The organism is Streptomyces sp. enrichment culture, assembly GCF_964273145.1.
In the GTDB taxonomy this organism is placed as follows: domain Bacteria; phylum Actinomycetota; class Actinomycetes; order Streptomycetales; family Streptomycetaceae; genus Streptomyces.
In genome coordinates this window covers 4,649,159-4,664,593 of sequence record NZ_OZ186873.1, presented here as the reverse complement: position 1 = coordinate 4,664,593, position 15,435 = coordinate 4,649,159, and the positions used below count along the sequence as shown (strand labels likewise).

At 71.6% G+C, this 15,435-nt stretch carries 11 protein-coding genes and 5 tRNA genes; 6 read left to right on the top strand and 10 right to left on the bottom strand.

Annotated features, from left to right (window positions below):
* The first annotated feature begins 141 nt into the window (after positions 1-141).
* Positions 142-858, top strand: a complete 717-nt coding sequence (ndgR, locus tag ACSU6Z_RS21155; protein WP_437015956.1) for an IclR family transcriptional regulator NdgR — start codon at positions 142-144, stop codon at positions 856-858.
* A gap of 168 nt (positions 859-1,026) precedes the next feature.
* On the opposite strand, the gene ACSU6Z_RS21150 is transcribed toward ndgR, so the two are convergent.
* The 10 genes from ACSU6Z_RS21150 to ACSU6Z_RS21105 all read right to left on the bottom strand — a co-directional run bounded on the left by ACSU6Z_RS21150 (position 1,027) and on the right by ACSU6Z_RS21105 (position 5,942).
* A tRNA-Glu gene (locus tag ACSU6Z_RS21150) sits at positions 1,027-1,099 on the bottom strand.
* Between the two features lie 28 nt (positions 1,100-1,127).
* A tRNA-Gln gene (locus ACSU6Z_RS21145) sits at positions 1,128-1,199 on the bottom strand.
* Positions 1,200-1,219: 20 nt separating this feature from the next.
* Positions 1,220-1,292: transfer RNA gene (locus tag ACSU6Z_RS21140), tRNA-Glu, on the bottom strand.
* Positions 1,293-1,321: 29 nt separating this feature from the next.
* Positions 1,322-1,394: transfer RNA gene (locus ACSU6Z_RS21135), tRNA-Glu, on the bottom strand.
* Between the two features lie 39 nt (positions 1,395-1,433).
* Positions 1,434-1,505, bottom strand: a tRNA-Gln gene (locus ACSU6Z_RS21130).
* 90 nt (positions 1,506-1,595) lie between these two features.
* Positions 1,596-2,327 carry an HAD family hydrolase gene (locus ACSU6Z_RS21125; RefSeq protein WP_437047797.1) on the bottom strand — a complete coding sequence of 244 codons (732 nt, stop codon included), beginning with the start codon at positions 2,325-2,327 and terminating at the stop codon, positions 1,596-1,598.
* 69 nt (positions 2,328-2,396) lie between these two features.
* Complete coding sequence (locus tag ACSU6Z_RS21120; RefSeq protein WP_437047795.1) at positions 2,397-3,080, bottom strand: DUF4241 domain-containing protein; 684 nt, start codon at positions 3,078-3,080, stop codon at positions 2,397-2,399.
* Positions 3,081-3,265: 185 nt separating this feature from the next.
* On the bottom strand, positions 3,266-4,750 hold the full coding sequence (gltX, locus tag ACSU6Z_RS21115; RefSeq protein ID WP_437047794.1) for a glutamate--tRNA ligase: 1,485 nt from the start codon (positions 4,748-4,750) through the stop codon (positions 3,266-3,268).
* Complete coding sequence (locus ACSU6Z_RS21110; RefSeq protein WP_437047793.1) at positions 4,743-5,528, bottom strand: fumarylacetoacetate hydrolase family protein; 786 nt, start codon at positions 5,526-5,528, stop codon at positions 4,743-4,745. Before ACSU6Z_RS21110 ends, gltX begins: the two co-directional genes overlap by 8 nt.
* 225 nt (positions 5,529-5,753) lie before the next feature.
* Positions 5,754-5,942, bottom strand: coding sequence for a hypothetical protein (locus ACSU6Z_RS21105; RefSeq protein WP_437047791.1), 189 nt, complete (start codon positions 5,940-5,942; stop codon positions 5,754-5,756).
* A gap of 606 nt (positions 5,943-6,548) precedes the next feature.
* Here ACSU6Z_RS21105 and ACSU6Z_RS21100 point away from each other — a divergent pair.
* The 5 genes from ACSU6Z_RS21100 (at position 6,549) to ACSU6Z_RS21080 (ending at position 15,426) form a co-directional block, all read left to right on the top strand.
* Positions 6,549-10,202, top strand: coding sequence for a nitrate- and nitrite sensing domain-containing protein (locus ACSU6Z_RS21100; RefSeq protein ID WP_437047789.1), 3,654 nt, complete (start codon positions 6,549-6,551; stop codon positions 10,200-10,202).
* 9 nt (positions 10,203-10,211) lie between these two features.
* Positions 10,212-10,625 (top strand): roadblock/LC7 domain-containing protein, encoded by a 414-nt coding sequence (locus tag ACSU6Z_RS21095; RefSeq protein ID WP_358781032.1) that lies wholly within the window; start codon positions 10,212-10,214, stop codon positions 10,623-10,625.
* A gap of 110 nt (positions 10,626-10,735) precedes the next feature.
* The gene (locus tag ACSU6Z_RS21090; protein ID WP_437047788.1) at positions 10,736-11,134 is read left to right on the top strand and encodes a DUF742 domain-containing protein; all 399 of its coding nucleotides are present in this window, start codon (positions 10,736-10,738) and stop codon (positions 11,132-11,134) included.
* Positions 11,115-11,690 carry a GTP-binding protein gene (locus ACSU6Z_RS21085; protein WP_437047786.1) on the top strand — a complete coding sequence of 192 codons (576 nt, stop codon included), beginning with the start codon at positions 11,115-11,117 and terminating at the stop codon, positions 11,688-11,690. The genes ACSU6Z_RS21090 and ACSU6Z_RS21085 overlap by 20 nt, the downstream gene beginning before the upstream one ends.
* 394 nt (positions 11,691-12,084) lie before the next feature.
* Entirely contained in the window at positions 12,085-15,426 is a 3,342-nt protein-coding gene (locus tag ACSU6Z_RS21080; protein ID WP_437047785.1) for a nitrate- and nitrite sensing domain-containing protein, read from the top strand.
* The last annotated feature ends 9 nt before the right edge of the window (positions 15,427-15,435 follow it).

The following is a 15,435-nucleotide window of genomic DNA, read 5'->3' as shown; positions in this document are numbered from 1 at the left end:
CGGTGCCCGCACCCCTGTTTCCGGGCATCCGCCACCAGGCCCTCGTGTCCGCGGGCCGCTGTGACGTCGTGCTCTCCAGGGTGGCGCGTTCCACGGAAAATTGAACTTGCGTTTCACAGAGTGAGACGCAAGTATCGTTGCATGGACAACAGTAGCGGCGTCGGCGTTCTGGACAAGGCGGCACTCGTCCTGAGCGCTCTGGAGTCCGGTCCGGCCACCCTTGCGGGTCTGGTCGGAGCGACCGGACTGGCACGACCCACGGCCCACCGCCTGGCCGTGGCCCTGGAACACCACCGCATGGTGGCCCGCGACATGCAGGGCCGCTTCGTCCTCGGCCCGCGCCTGGCGGAGCTGGCCGCGGCGGCGGGCGAGGACCGCCTCCTGGCGACCGCGGGCCCGGTGCTCACGCATCTCCGGGACGTCACCGGCGAGAGCGCGCAGCTCTACCGCCGCCAGGGGGACATGCGTATCTGTGTCGCCGCGGCGGAGCGCCTGTCGGGCCTCAGGGACACGGTCCCGGTCGGCTCCACCCTGACGATGAAGGCCGGCTCCTCGGCGCAGATCCTGCTGGCCTGGGAGGAGCCGGAGCGCCTGCACCGCGGTCTGCAGGGCGCCCGCTTCACGGCGACGGCCCTGTCGGGCGTACGGCGCCGGGGCTGGGCCCAGTCGATCGGCGAGCGCGAACCGGGCGTGGCGTCCGTCTCCGCGCCCGTGCGCGGCCCCTCCAACCGCGTGGTGGCCGCCGTCTCGGTCTCCGGCCCCATCGAGCGCCTGACCCGTCACCCCGGCCGGATGCACGCCCAGGCGGTCATAGACGCCGCCGGCCGCCTGTCGGAGGCGCTGCGCCGCTCGGGGTGAGCCTGGCCCGCCGCCGGGAGGGCCGGCCTCAACGCCGCGGCAGGCCCTCCCGGCACCTGATCCAAAGGAACCCCCCGTACGGGGAGTTGAACACGCCGGACGGTCCGGCAACGAGCGGAGGCGAGAACGCCGATGGCCCCCCGCCGAAGCGGGGGGCCATCCTGTGCGTACCCCCGACCGGATTCGAACCGGCGCTACCGCCTTGAGAGGGCGGCGTGCTAGGCCGCTACACAACGGGGGCGTGGACTCTGCGTTTCCGCAGGTCCGAGCTGGTCTACCTGGACTCGAACCAAGACTAACTGAACCAGAATCAGTCGTGCTGCCAATTACACCATAGACCAATGTGGTTTAGACCAGTCAGTACCCCCGACCGGATTCGAACCGGCGCTACCGCCTTGAGAGGGCGGCGTGCTAGGCCGCTACACAACGGGGGCCCTAGCGATTCCGATGTAATCGGAACCAGTACCCCCGACCGGATTCGAACCGGCGCTACTGCCTTGAGAGGGCAGCGTGCTAGGCCGCTACACAACGGGGGCTTGCGGATGGGATCCGCGGGTGCAGATGAGCTCTGCGAGCTGGCCTACCTGGACTCGAACCAAGACTAACTGAACCAGAATCAGTCGTGCTGCCAATTACACCATAGGCCACTGGAACGCAAGCCCCAGAGGGGATCTTGTTCTAGCTTGCGCTTCGGGGCTCCGGCCTTTCGGTCCGTTCCCCGCGGCGCAGGAAGAACATTACCCGAAGGAGGACGGGGCTCCAAAACGAGTATCCGGACCGAGGAGGCCGGGCAGTTCGGCGAGGGACGCGATGCGCCTCGGTCCGGTGGGCGGGTCGAGGGTCGCGCGGGTGCCGCCGCGGTCGATCCACACCGACAGCAGCCCGGCGTCGGCGGCGCCCCGGCCGTCGATCTCCGGGTGGTCGCCGACGTAGGCGACCTCGTGCGGGGCGAGGCCCAGGGCGTCGCAGGCGGCCAGGAAGGCGGCGGCCTCGGGCTTGGAGACGCCGAGCTCGGCGGCGCACAGGAGGGTCTCGAAGCGGTCGCGGACGCCCAGGACGCGCAGCTTGCGGTCCTGGACGGTGAGGCTGGAATTGGACAGCACCGCGTGGCGGTGGCTGGCGGCCAGGGCGTCCAGGACGGGCAGGACGTCCGGGAAGAGGGCCCAGGCGGCCTCGTAGTGCGCCAGGTAGCGGTCGAACCAGGCGTCGGCCTCGGTGTCGCTCAGATCGCGGCCGAGGAAGATCCGGGTGCGGTCGCGGCGCTGTGTGATGTAGTCGACCTCGCCGGTCTCGAACCGCGCCCACTGGGCCTGCGTGATCTCCCGCCACAGCGCCAGGGCCCGCTCGGCGGATCCGTACCGCTCGAGCAGGCCCTCGGCCACGAGGTGGGCGCGCAGCCCCTCGCGGTCCGCGGTGGTGTAGTCGAAGAGGGTGTCGTCGACGTCCCAGACGACGGCTCGTATCGCCATGCCACCGACGGTAGCGCCGGACGCGCGGGAGCGGGCGGGATCGCGGCAACCTCCGGCGGGCGGGGCCGGTCAGGCGGTGGCCGCGGCGGACCCGTCCGGGTCCGGGGCGACGAAGAAGTCCGTGACGAAGCAGGCGACCTCGCCGGCCGCGGTACGGCCGATCCAGGTCGGGTAGACGCCGTCGCCCCAGCCGGAGCCGAACGCGGCGAGGGCGTGCCCGGTCCCCGGAGCGGTGACCAGGTGGGGGCCGGGCGCCCAGTCGCTGTTCTCGAAGGCGTCCCACAGGGGCCCCTCGTCGTCCTCGCACTCGGGGAAGGACGCCTCGGCCGCCGCGTCGTGGAAGCAGCCGGTGCCGGCGTCGACGCCGTAGCCGTAGAACTCCTCGTCGCCGAGTTCGGCCGGGTCCTGGCCGGGGAGCAGGGCGAGCTCCCAGGCGGTGGCGGGTTCGTCGCGGATGACGAGGCGGGCGGCGGCGACCCGCAGGTGGGGGTCGCCGGACGGGGGCTCGCCGGGCCGGGTGAGGGTCGCCACGGCCGCCTCGACGCGGTAGCGGCCGGGCTCGACGGCGACCGTGAAGGGCTCGCTCTCGCCCCGGCCGAGGCAGACGAACGGGTCGCAGGCCACGACCCGCCCGGTGGGCAGCCACAGCTCGCCCCCGTCGGCGACGTGGATCACGCCCGCGGTCCCCGACTCGTACGCGAAGGTGCTGCCCGGCGTGAACAGCCAGGTGTAGTCACGGGCGGACATCGGCATGAGGGCGCCTTTCCGAAGCGGGGTGTTCACCGGGAACCGGCGGGGTCGCACGGCCCGGAGGCGGCGTGCGGCGCCGCGGTGCCGGAACAGTAACGCCCGGCACGACAGCGGGTCCGGGGCGGGAACGGCGAAGGGGCGGCACCCGGTGACCGCGGGTGCCGCCCCTGACGGGCGCGTGGGCCGTCCTACGCGGTCAGCTTCGCCAGCGCCGCGTCGATGCGGGCCAGCGACTTCTCCTTGCCGAGGATCTCCAGGGACTCGAAGAGCGGCAGGCCGACCGTGCGGCCGGTGACGGCGACGCGGACCGGGGCCTGGGCCTTGCCGAGCTTGAGGCCGTGGGCCTCGCCGGCCGCCAGGACGGCCTCCTTCAGGGACTCGGGGGAGGTCCAGTCGGCCGCGTCCAGCTTCTCGCGGGCCGTGCGCAGCAGGGCGTCCGAGCCCTCCTTCATGGCCTTGTTCCAGCTGGCCTCGTCGAAGACCGGCTCGGGCAGGAAGAGGAAGTCGACGTTGTCGGTGATCTCGGACAGGACCTTCAGGCGGGTCTGCGCGTGCGGCGCGATCGCCTGCCACTTGGCCTCGTCGAAGTCCTCCGGGGCCCAGGGGGCGAAGGGGGCCTTCAGCCACGGGCGGCAGCGCTCGGCGAAGTCCTTCGCCTCCAGCATGCGGATGTGGTCGCCGTTGATCGCCTCGCACTTCTTGAGGTCGAAGCGGGCCGGGTTGGGGTTCACGTCGCGGACGTCGAAGGCCGCGACCATCTCGTCGATCGTGAAGAGGTCCTGGTCGGCCGAGAGGGACCAGCCGAGCAGGGAGAGGTAGTTGAGCAGTCCCTCGGGGAGGAAGCCGCGCTCCCGGTAGAGGTTGAGGGAGGACTGCGGGTCGCGCTTGGAGAGCTTCTTGTTGCCCTCGCCCATCACGTACGGCAGGTGGCCGAAGTGCGGGATCTCCTTGGCGATGCCCAGTTCGATCAGCGCCTTGTAGAGGGCGATCTGGCGCGGGGTGGAGGAGAGCAGGTCCTCGCCGCGCAGGACGTGGGTGATCTCCATCAGGGCGTCGTCGACCGGGTTGACGAGCGTGTAGAGGGGGGCGCCGTTGGCGCGGACGATGCCGTAGTCCGGGACGTTCTCCGGGGTGAAGGTCAGCTCGCCGCGGACCAGGTCCGTGAAGGTGATCGTCTCGTCGGGCATGCGGAAGCGGACGATCGGCTCGCGGCCCTGGGCCTTGTACTCCTCGACCTGGGCGTCGCTCAGCTCGCGGCAGTGGCCGTCGTAGCCGGAGGGCCGGCCCGCGGCGCGGGCGGCCTCGCGGCGGGTGTCCAGCTCCTCCTGGGAGCAGTAGCAGTGGTAGGCGTAGCCGCCCTCCAGGAGCTTGCGCGCGACGTCCCTGTAGAGGTCCATGCGCTGCGACTGGCGGTACGGCGCGTGCGGGCCGCCGACCTCGGGGCCCTCGTCCCAGTCGAAGCCCAGCCAGCGCATCGCGTCGAGGAGCTGCTGGTACGACTCCTCGGAGTCGCGGGCCGCGTCGGTGTCCTCGATGCGGAAGACCAGGGTGCCGCCGTGGTGCCGGGCGAACGCCCAGTTGAACAGGGCGGTGCGGACCAGGCCCACGTGGGGGTTACCGGTGGGCGAGGGACAGAAACGGACGCGTACGGGAGAGCCGGGTGCGCTAGCCACGCTTGACAACCTTGTTGGTGAGAGTGCCGATGCCTTCGATGGTGACGGCGACCTCGTCGCCGACGTTGAGGGGGCCGACGCCCGCGGGGGTGCCGGTGAGGATCACGTCGCCGGGCAGCAGCGTCATGGCCTCGGAGATGTTGACGATCAGGTCCTCGATCGGGTGGATCATCTCGCTGGTGCGGCCGAGCTGGCGCTGCTGTCCGTTGACCGTGAGCTGGATGGTCAGGTCGGACGCGGCGGCGAGGTCCAGGTCCGTCTCCACCCAGGGACCCAGCGGGCAGGAGGTGTCGAAGCCCTTGGCCCGGGCCCACTGCTTCTCACGCTTCTGCACGTCGCGGGCGGTGACGTCGATGGCGCAGGTGTAGCCGAGGATCACGTCCTGGACGCGCTCGCGCGGGACCTCGCGGCACATGCGGCCGATGACGACGGCGAGCTCGGCCTCGTGGTGCAGTTCCTGCGAGAAGGAGGGGTACTGGATCTCGTCGCCGGGGCCGATGACGGAGGTGGACGGCTTGAAGAAGGCGAACGGGGCGTCGGGCACCTCGTTGCCGAGTTCGCGCGCGTGCTCGGCGTAGTTGCGGCCGAAGGCCACGATCTTGTTGGGGAGCACCGGCGGCAGCAGCCGTACCTTGCTCAGCGGCACCTTGGTGCCGGAGAGCTCGAAGTCCGCGAACGGGATGCCCTTGATGATGTCGAGGACGAGCTCCTCCGGCTGGTCGCCTTCGACCGCGCCGAAGGCTACGTTCCCGTCGATGGAGAACCTGGCGATGCGCACGGGTTGCTTGGCCCCTTGACTGAGCTGGCTGAAGTCTGACGCTCCAGGCTAACGCGGCGGGAGCCGGGCGCCTCGCGCATTCCCGGCGGGCGCCCCGCGCGTTCCGGGCGGGCCGTCGCCGGACGCGCCGCGCGGACGTCCCCGGGTACGCGTCCGGCCGCCGGCTGGGGGCCGGCGGCCGGGGTGCTCCGTCCGTGCGGTGCGGTGCGTACCGCACGGTGCCCGCTATTCGGCCGCCGTGGCCTGGGCCGGGATCTCGTTCAGCACGGTCCGCTTGGGGTTGGCGGTCCGGGCGGGGAGCTCGACGGGGTGCTCCGGCCGTTCCGGCGTCTGCAGCGAGCCGGCGTCCTTCAGGTGCGCCAGCGTGGTGCGCCGCGGGTTGGCGATCTTGTGGAACATCATCGTCGTCTTCACGGTTGTACGAGATCCTTGTCGTGTCCGGGCGCCGGGAGGGTCCTGGGACCCCCGCGCGGGCGCGAGTTGTCGGTTTTGCCATCTCTGTAAAGCGCCAGGCTAAACATGCGATTCCCACCCCAAGACGGGGAGGCCTCGCGATCAGCATGTGAGTTTCCTCACTTAAGCATGGGCAATTCGGTCAATCCAGACCCGCATTCCACCGCAACGAAACGGACATCGGATACCTGAAGCCATCATTCCGCTCCTGATCATGGCGACTGGGACACCCTTTGAAGTCGGGCGGATTGCCCGCATAAGCCCGTTTCAGCAAAGATCACTTTCTACGCGCGGTGATCCGTCACTCACAAGCCGTCACCTAGGCCGTGGCCCGTCCCATGGGCCTTGTTGGAGATCCGGCACTGTGCTGGAATTCCACGGACCGCCGCAGGATCGAGCCGGCGCACAGGGAGCGCAGTCAAGCGCCGAGCGGCGGGCGAGAAGGGGGAACCAGCGCCGGTCACTCACGACCACACCACGGGGGCGTATTCAGGGCGCCCCCATGACGCCGACACCGTGCCCGGCCGTTCACGCGGCAGGGCGCCTGGTCCAGAGGTTGCGACGCTAGTGCAGGGACGTTTCAAGAGGGATGGCAGCGCTTCGGCGGACCCGGAGCCGCACGGCGGGACTGGTCCCATGGCCGTCGGCTCCTCGCCCCAGCACGCCCAGAAGCAGGGCCCGGCCGCGTCCGGCGGCGGGCGTTCCGGGCGCCCCGGCGCGTCGTTCCCCTCCGGGCCGGCGAGCCCCTCGCCGGCGGTCAAGCCGCCGAAGGAACCCGTGGGCCCCGGCTCGCGCATGGCCCTGCGCAACTGGCGCATCTCCACGCGTCTGGTGTCGCTGCTGGCGCTCCCGGTGGTCGCGGCCACCTCGCTGGGCGCCATGCGCATCAGCCAGTCCCTGGAGGACATGCAGCAGCTCGACAACATGAAGCTGCTGACGGAGATGACGAAGCAGGCCACCGAGCTGGCCGCCGCGCTCCAGGAGGAGCGCGACCAGTCCGCCGGTCCGCTGGCCCACGGCTCCAAGGCCAGCGCCCTGTCCGTCAAGGGCGACCGGGAGAAGACCGACCGGGCGCTGAAGAACTTCCTCGAGAGCTCCGAGGAGATCGACAGCGCCAGCAAGGACGGCACCCTCCACGGCGTCCGGGACAGCCTCGTCGGTCTCGCGAGCGACCTGAACGACCTCAACAAGATCCGCAGCACCGCCTACGAGTCCAGGGAGAACTCGACCCGGACCGTCGACGCCTACCACCGCCTGATCACCAACCTGCTCGACCTCTCGCAGGACATGGCGGAGGCGACCAGCAACCCGGAGATGATCCAGCGCACGCGCGCCCTGGCGGCGTTCTCGACCGCCAAGGAGTACGCCTCAGTGCAGCGCGCGGTCATCGCCGCGGCACTGCCCGCGAGCACCAGCGAGGCCGGCGACCTCTCCGAGAACGACCGGCTCTACGCCGAGGCCGCGCTGCAGAGCCAGCGTTCCGAGCTGCGCAGCTTCACCAGCATCTACGGCGACGGTGCCGAGGACCTCCTCAAGCCCATCGACCAGGGCAACCCGACGATCGAGGCCTCCGACAAGTACGCGGGCCGCGTGCTGAGCACCGACGGCGCCATCGAGAGGATCGAGAAGCGGTCCTACCAGGACTGGCTGGACGACAGCTCCACCAAGATCCAGCAGATGAAGAACATCGAGCACTCGCTGCTGGAGGACATGGAGCAGAAGGCGCGCGAGCTGCACAGCGAGTCGGAGCGCGAGGCGATCATCTCCGGTGCGCTGATCCTGCTCGTGCTCGGTGTGTCGATGGTCGGCGCCTTCGTCATGGCCCGCAGCATGATCCGCTCGCTGCGCCGGCTGGAGGACACCGCGACCCGCGTCGCCCAGGACCGCCTGCCCGAGCTGGTCAAGCAGCTCTCGGAGTCCGACCCGCAGGACGTGGACACCTCCGTGGAGTCGGTCGGCCTGCACTCCCGGGACGAGATCGGCCGGGTGGCCGCGGCCTTCGACGACGTGCACCGCGAGGCGGTCCGCCTCGCCGCCGAACAGGCCCTGCTGCGGGGCAACGTCAACGCGATGTTCACCAACCTCTCGCGCCGCTCCCAGGGCCTGATCCAGCGCCAGCTGTCGCTCATCTCCGAACTGGAGTCCCGCGAGGCCGACCCGGACCAGCTCTCCTCGCTGTTCAAGCTCGACCACCTCGCGACGCGCATGCGCCGCAACGGCGAGAACCTCCTCGTCCTCGCCGGCGAGGAGCCGGGCCGCCGCTGGACCCGCCCGGTCCCGCTGGTCGACGTGTTGCGCGCCGCCGCCTCCGAGGTGGAGCAGTACGAACGCATCGAGCTGTCGTCCGTGCCCACCACCGAGGTGGCCGGCCGGGTCGTCAACGACCTCGTGCACCTGCTCGCCGAGCTGCTGGAGAACGCGACCTCGTTCTCCTCGCCGCAGACCAAGGTCAAGGTCACCGGTCACGCGCTGCCCGACGGCCGCGTCCTGGTGGAGATCCACGACACCGGCATCGGTCTGTCGCCGGAGGACCTGGCGGCGATCAACGAGCGGCTCGCCTCCCCCCCGACGGTGGACGTCTCCGTCTCCCGCCGCATGGGTCTGTTCGTGGTCGGCCGGCTGTCGCAGCGGCACGGCATCCGCATCCAGCTGCGCCCCTCCGACTCCGGTGGTACGACCGCGCTGGTCATGCTGCCCGTCGACGTCGCCCAGGGCGGCAGGAAGCCCCAGCCCAAGCAGGGCCAGCCCGGCGCGAGCGGCGGTTCGGCCGTCGCGCAGGCCGCGGCCGGCGCGGCGGCGGCCCGGCGGGCGGCGGCCGCCCAGGGCGGTGGCCGCGGGCCCGGCGCTCCCGGGGGCGGTGCCCTCGGCGGCGGCCCCGGTGCGCGCACCGCGCTGACCGGGCGCGACGGCCGTCCGGGGCAGCCGGGCGGACCGCGGGGCCGGCAGGCTCCGGCGCCGCAGCAGGGCCGCCCGGGCCCGGCCGGAGCTGCCGATGCCGGTGCCGGCCAGGCCCCGGGTGCCCCGCAGGGCCTGCAGGCCGCGGGACTGAACGCGCCGCAGCGCCCGGACGCCTTCGGCGGTCGCGGCTCCTCCGCCGGCCTCGACCAGCCCCGGCCGGGCACCGGCCCGACGCGGCGGCGCGGCAAGGGCGAGTCCGGCGGCGACGCCGAGCGGGGCCGCCGGCCGCAGCTGCCGCCGCGCGGTGGCCCGCGGGCCGAGCTTCCCGGTGGCGGTCCGCAGCCCCGCGTGCCCAGCTGGGGTGACGGCGACGCCAAGCCTCCGGCGCCGCGCGCCTCGCTGGACACCCCGCGCGGCCACGAGGAGCCGGACGTCTCCCCGGCGTCCCGCGCACCGCGCGCCGACGACCGTCAGGACCCCGGCTCCACGGCGCAGATGCCGGCGTTCCCGGCGACCGGCGACCGCCAGGGCCCCGGATCGACCGCCGAGTTCGCCCGCCGGGACTTCGGCGCCCCGGCTCCCGGTGCCGGCGATCCGCAGCACACCGGGCCGTCCGCCCGCACGGACCTCTTCGGCACGTCCGCGGGACAGGACGATCCCGCGTCCGCGGACGGGTTCGCCGCCCCGCGGGCGTACGACAACGGCTCCACGGGCCGGCACGCCCTGCCGGAGCGCGCCAACCCGTCCGGGACGGCGGGCCGGTTCGAGCAGCCGCAGGACGGCGGCGCGCACGCGCAGTCCGGCTTCCCCACTGCCCAGGCGCGTCCCGCCCGCCAGGAGTCCGAGGCGCTGCCTTCGACGTCCGGCACCGGCACCGGTACCGGCGGCCGTACGCCGCTGTACGACACGCTGGAGACCGACTGGTTCCGCGGCGAGCAGCGTGCGCAGGAGGGCGGCCCGGCGGCCGAGCCGCCGCAGGAGGCGCAGGAGGCGCAGGAGGCCTCCCCCGCAGCCCGGCGTCCCGCCGCCACAGCCTGGCGCAGCTCGCCGAACGACGAGCTCGTCCGGCAGGCCGAGCGGGTCCGGCAGCCGGCCGCGGGCGGTGTCACCACCTCAGGCCTGCCGCGCCGCGTGCCCCGGGCCAACCTCGTGCCCGGCACGGCTCAGCAGCAGCAGACCCAGAGCGGTCCGCAGATCTCGCGCGCGCCCGACGACGTGCGTGGCCGGCTGACCAATCTCCGTCGGGGTATCGCACAGGGCCGACAGGCGGGAGCCGCCCAGACCGGCAGCTTCCCGCGGCCCACTCACCAGCAGGAGCGTTAGTTGAGCCCGATGAGCCAGGCGGCACAGAACCTGAACTGGTTGATCACGAATTTCGTGGACAACACCCCGGGGGTGTCCCACACCGTCGTGGTCTCCGCCGACGGACTCCTCCTGGCGATGTCCGAGGGGTTCCCGCGCGACCGCGCCGACCAGCTCGCGGCCGTCGCCTCCGGCCTGACCTCGCTGACCGCCGGGGCGTCCCGGATCTTCGAGGGCGGCACGGTGGCGCAGACGGTCGTGGAGATGGAACGCGGGTTCCTCTTCCTGATGTCCGTCTCGGACGGCTCGTCCCTGGCCGTGCTCGCCCACTCGGAGTGCGACATCGGCCTCGTCGGCTACGAGATGGCCCTCCTCGTCGACCGCGCGGGGGCGGTACTCACGCCCGACCTGCGCGCCGAACTGCAAGGCAGTCTGCTTCACTGATCGGCCCGGCACCACCCACCTCACCAAATCACCGTCCGGCCGCCACAATCCCCCCACCGGCCCCGTCAGACGGCTTGACTGACCGACTTGCTGTCCTGCCCGGAGGATCCATGAACCCGCCCACCGCCTCTCATGATCCGTACGCGGAGCCGTACGAGGACGAGGGCGACCAGCCGCTGGTCCGTCCGTACGCGATGACCGGCGGCCGCACCAGGCCGCGGTACCAGCTCGCCATCGAGGCGCTGATCAGCACGACGGCCGACCCGGCCGTGCTCGTGGGGCTCCTTCCGGAGCACCAGCGCATCTGCCACCTGTGCCGCGAGGTGAAGTCGGTCGCCGAGGTGTCGGCGCTGCTGAACATGCCGCTGGGCGTGGCCAGGATCCTCGTCGCCGACCTGGCGGAGGCGGGACTGGTCGCCATCCATCAGCCCGGTGGCGACGAGAACGCCGGCGGAGCGCCGGACGTGACACTGCTCGAAAGGGTGCTCAGTGGACTTCGCAAGCTCTGACGGAGGCCGGTCGACCACCTCCGCGAAGATCGTGGTGGCGGGCGGCTTCGGCGTGGGCAAGACCACGTTCGTCGGCGCCGTCTCCGAGATCGATCCGCTGCGCACGGAGGCCGTCATGACGTCTGCTTCGGCGGGCATCGACGACCTCACCCACACCGGGGACAAGACGACCACGACGGTCGCCATGGACTTCGGCCGCATCACGCTCGACCAGGACCTGATCCTGTACCTGTTCGGTACGCCCGGTCAGGACCGCTTCTGGTTCATGTGGGACGACCTCGTGCGCGGCGCCATCGGCGCGGTGGTCCTGGTCGACACGAGGAGGCTCGCCGACTGCTTCCCCGCCGTCGACTACTTCGAGAACAGCGGACTGCCGTTCGTGATCGCCCTCAACGGCTTCGACGGCCGGCAGGCGCACACGCCGGACGAGGTGCGCGAGGCGCTGCAGATCGGCCCCGACACCCCGATCATCACCACCGACGCCCGCCACCGCGCGGACGCCAAGAGCGCGCTGATCACGCTCGTGGAACACGCGCTGATGGCACGGCTGCGGTAGCGGCCAAATCGGCGGCGGACCGCGACAGTTGCGGGACGCCGTGAGGCGGCGCGGGACCGGCTGTGGCCTTTGACACGGTCGGCTTCGATGTTCATAACGTTTCGGCAGAGGAATCGGGTGGTACAACCACGCGTCGCGCACATCCGGTCTCACTGTGCTCACGAATGCCCCGTCTTTTGACGGGGCTCGCTCTTTATGACCGTTTTATCGGGCGGTTGCCTCGTGTGGGATCCCCTGGTTCCACTGTTTGGAAGAGCGCAGGTCGTCGTGCTGGAATGCCTGAACTGCCCCCTGGTCAAAGACGTACCCAGTCGTACTGCGTACTCGATGGCGTACCGGGCTCTGAAACACTGCGGCACACGTTGGTGCCGACCGCCGAGAGGTTGTTGGTCGAGTGAGGCGAAGCAAGAACAGTTCCGAGCCGTCGGCGGCTCGGGGCAACTTCACCCCGCCGCCGCGCACAGCGGCGCCCGCCCCCGTGCCCGGTCCGGAACCGACGGCCGCGCCCGCCCCGAGCGGCGGCCGTTTCTCCCCGCGCAACTGGCGGGTGACGACCCGGCTCAACGCGATCCTCCTCATACCCGTGCTGGTCGGCCTGGTCATGGGCGGCTTCCAGGTGAAGAGCTCGATCGACACCTGGCAGGAGGCCGAGGACGCCGAGAAGACCGCGCGTCTGGTGCAGGCCTCGCTGGCGTACGCCGACGCCCTCTACAACGAGCGGGACGTCTCGGCGGCGCCGCTGCTCCAGGGCAAGGGCCAGGACGACCAGACCGTCGTGAAGGTGCGCAAGGCCACCGACAAGGCGGCCGACGCCTTCGACCGGGCGGCGCAGGAGATGCCGCAGAAGCCGGGCCTGGAGCGGCGCCTGAAGCTGTTCCACGAGCAGGAGCCCAAGCTCCAGACGCTGCGCGCCGCCGCCTACACCTCCAAGCTCAAGGGCGTGGAGACCCAGGAGGGCTACACCCAGGTCGCCCACCCGCTGATGGAGTTCGCCAACGAGCTCGGTCTGGGCACCGGCAACATCACCTCCTACGGCCGTGCCGTCTACGCGATGGGGCTGACCAAGGCGGCGCTGTCGCTGGAGCGGTCCATCGGCATGCAGCTGCTGGTCAAGCCGGGCCCCGAGCCCAGCCACCTGGCCAGCCAGCGCGTCGCGCTGTCGTCGTACGCCTACCTCGAGCGCATCGCCATGGAGGAGTACCTCGGCGGCGGCCTCGAGGGGGACGCCGAGAAGCTCGACGAGGCCGAGGCGAAGGTCAGGGCGGAGGCCGCGGCCATGGCCAAGGAGGCCAAGGCCAAGGACCCGGACTACGTGCCCCCGCCGTCGAACCCGACGACGATGGTCTCGGAGCTGGCCCAGCTGTCGTCCACGCAGAGCAGCGCCCGCGCCGCCCTGGCCCGGCAGGGCATCACCCCTGAGAACTGGTGGGCGGTCAACACCCTCAAGTTCGACGCGTACCGCACGATCGAGACGGACATGACCGATGCCGCGGTGGCCGAGGCCGCCGGCATCGCCGACGACGCCCAGCGCGACGCGTTCATCACCGGTGCGGTCGTCGTGATCGCCCTGCTCGCCGCGTTCATCCTGGCCGGCATGGTGGCCCGCCAGATGAGCCGTTCGATGCGCCAGCTGCGCAGCGCCGCCTTCGGTATCGCCGAGCAGCGCCTGCCGATGCTGGTCGACCAGCTCTCCCGCACCGACCCCGGCCGTGTCGACACCCGCGTCACCCCGATCCCGATCACCTCGACCGACGAGATCGGCGAAGTCGCCCGTGCCTTCGACCAGGTCCACCGCGAGGCGGTCCGGCTCGCCTCCGAGCAGGCGCTGCTGCGGGGCAACATCAACGCGATCTTCACCAACCTCTCGCGCCGCAACCAGTCGCTGATCGAGGGCCAGCTGAGCCTGATCACCGACCTGGAGAACAACGAGGCCGACCCGGACCAGCTGGAGAACCTCTTCAAGCTGGACCACCTGGCGACCCGTATGCGCCGCAACGGCGAGAACCTCCTGGTCCTCGCCGGCGAGGAGCCCGGCCGCCGCTGGGACCAGCCGGTCCCGCTGGTCGACGTGCTGCGCGCCGCCTCCTCCGAGGTGGAGCAGTACGAGCGCATCGAGCTGGCCGGTGTTCCCGACTGCGAGATCCACGGCCAGGCCGTGACCGACCTCGTGCACCTGCTCGCCGAGCTGCTGGAGAACGCCACCACGTTCTCCTCCCCGCAGACCAAGGTCCGCGTCACCGCGACCCGGCTGCCGGACGGCCGCGTGATGGTCGAGATCCACGACAAGGGCATCGGCCTGACCGCCGAGGACTTCGCGGACATCAACCACAAGCTGGCCAACCCGCCCACCGTGGACGCCACGATCTCGCAGCGCATGGGCCTGTTCGTGGTCGGCCGGCTGTCCGACCGGCACGGCATCCGCGTCCAGCTCCGCCCCTCGGGCGAGCAGGCCGGCACCACCTCGCTGGTCATGCTGCCGGACGCCATCACGCACGGCGGTGGCGGCGAGCAGCAGGCCGAGCGCGACGAGTTCACCGTCTCGCAGATCATCCCGGAGCAGAACGTCCCGGGTGCCGATGCCCACCAGCAGCCGGTGCGCACGGCCGCGGAGCTCGGCTTCGACGACAGCCGCTACTCCGAGGCCTCCGACGACCCGCGCGGGCTGAACCCCGTCGGCCGCTCCCTGATGCGCGAGGAGCGCCGTGCGGCCCTGGAGTCCCAGTCGCACGGCCGGCACGCCCCGCAGGCGGCGCAGGACGCCCAGGAGACCCCGTACGCCGACCAGTTCACCGGTCAGCACCCGCAGCTCGGCTACGGCGACGGCCAGGACGGCCACCCGCAGCAGCAGGCGGGCTACGACACGGGGCAGCACCAGACCTACGGCGACCAGCAGGCGGGCTACGACACCGGACAGCACCAGACCTACGGCGACCAGCAGGCGGGCTACGACACCGGACAGCACCAGACCTACGGCGACCAGCAGGCGGGCTACGACACCGGACAGCACCAGACCTACGGCGACCAGCACTTCGCGCAGGGTGGCGGTCTGCCGCAGGGCGACGGCTTCCGGCCGAACGGCGGCTACCCCGAGCCCGCGTACACGGAACCGCCCCAGGAGGACCCCGCGGCGGCCGGCACCGGTGCGCCGGAGGGCTTCCCGGCCTTCGCGCAGCGGCGTCACCAGGACGACTGGCCGCAGCAGGACGCCTACCGGAACGGCTACCCGAACCAGTACCCTGCGAATGCCCCCGAAGCGGAATCCGCGCAGGCCGCTGACGCCGGCGAGGCGGACCACGTAGGCTTCGGCCATCCGGGAACGGCTCCCTCCGCCGCCCACGAGATGACCGACGCCGGGCTTCCCCGCCGCGGTTCCGGCGAGGGCGACGCGGGTGGCGCGCAGCCCGTGCAGCAGGAAGCGCCGGCTTCCGCCCCGGAGAACGACGGCTCCTGGCGTTCGGTCAACGACGAACGCTGGCACCAGGCCGCTCAGCTCCGGAAGCCCAAGGCGGGCGGAGTGACCTCCTCCGGCCTGCCGCGGCGGATTCCCAAGGCCAACCTGGTCGACGGCTCCGCCGAATCCACCACCCAGGGCGGCCCACAGGTCTCCCGCGCCCCGGAGGACGTCCGGGGCAGGCTGAGCAACCTGCGGCGCGGCGTCCAACGAGGCCGCAGCGCAGGCAGTGAAACGAACGGCCAGGGCTTCGGTCCTGACAGCACCTACAACCAGGAGCGTTAGTGTGAGCCC

Excerpts from the sequence above, each read along its gene's own strand:
- ndgR (WP_437015956.1), top strand. The coding sequence starts at position 142 with ATGGACAACAGTAGCGGCGTCGGCGTTCTGGACAAGGCGGCACTCGTC.
- ACSU6Z_RS21125 (WP_437047797.1), bottom strand. The coding sequence starts at position 2,327 with ATGGCGATACGAGCCGTCGTCTGGGACGTCGACGACACCCTCTTCGAC.
- ACSU6Z_RS21120 (WP_437047795.1), bottom strand. The coding sequence starts at position 3,080 with ATGCCGATGTCCGCCCGTGACTACACCTGGCTGTTCACGCCGGGCAGC.
- ACSU6Z_RS21095 (WP_358781032.1), top strand. The coding sequence starts at position 10,212 with ATGAGCCAGGCGGCACAGAACCTGAACTGGTTGATCACGAATTTCGTG.
- ACSU6Z_RS21090 (WP_437047788.1), top strand. The coding sequence starts at position 10,736 with ATGAACCCGCCCACCGCCTCTCATGATCCGTACGCGGAGCCGTACGAG.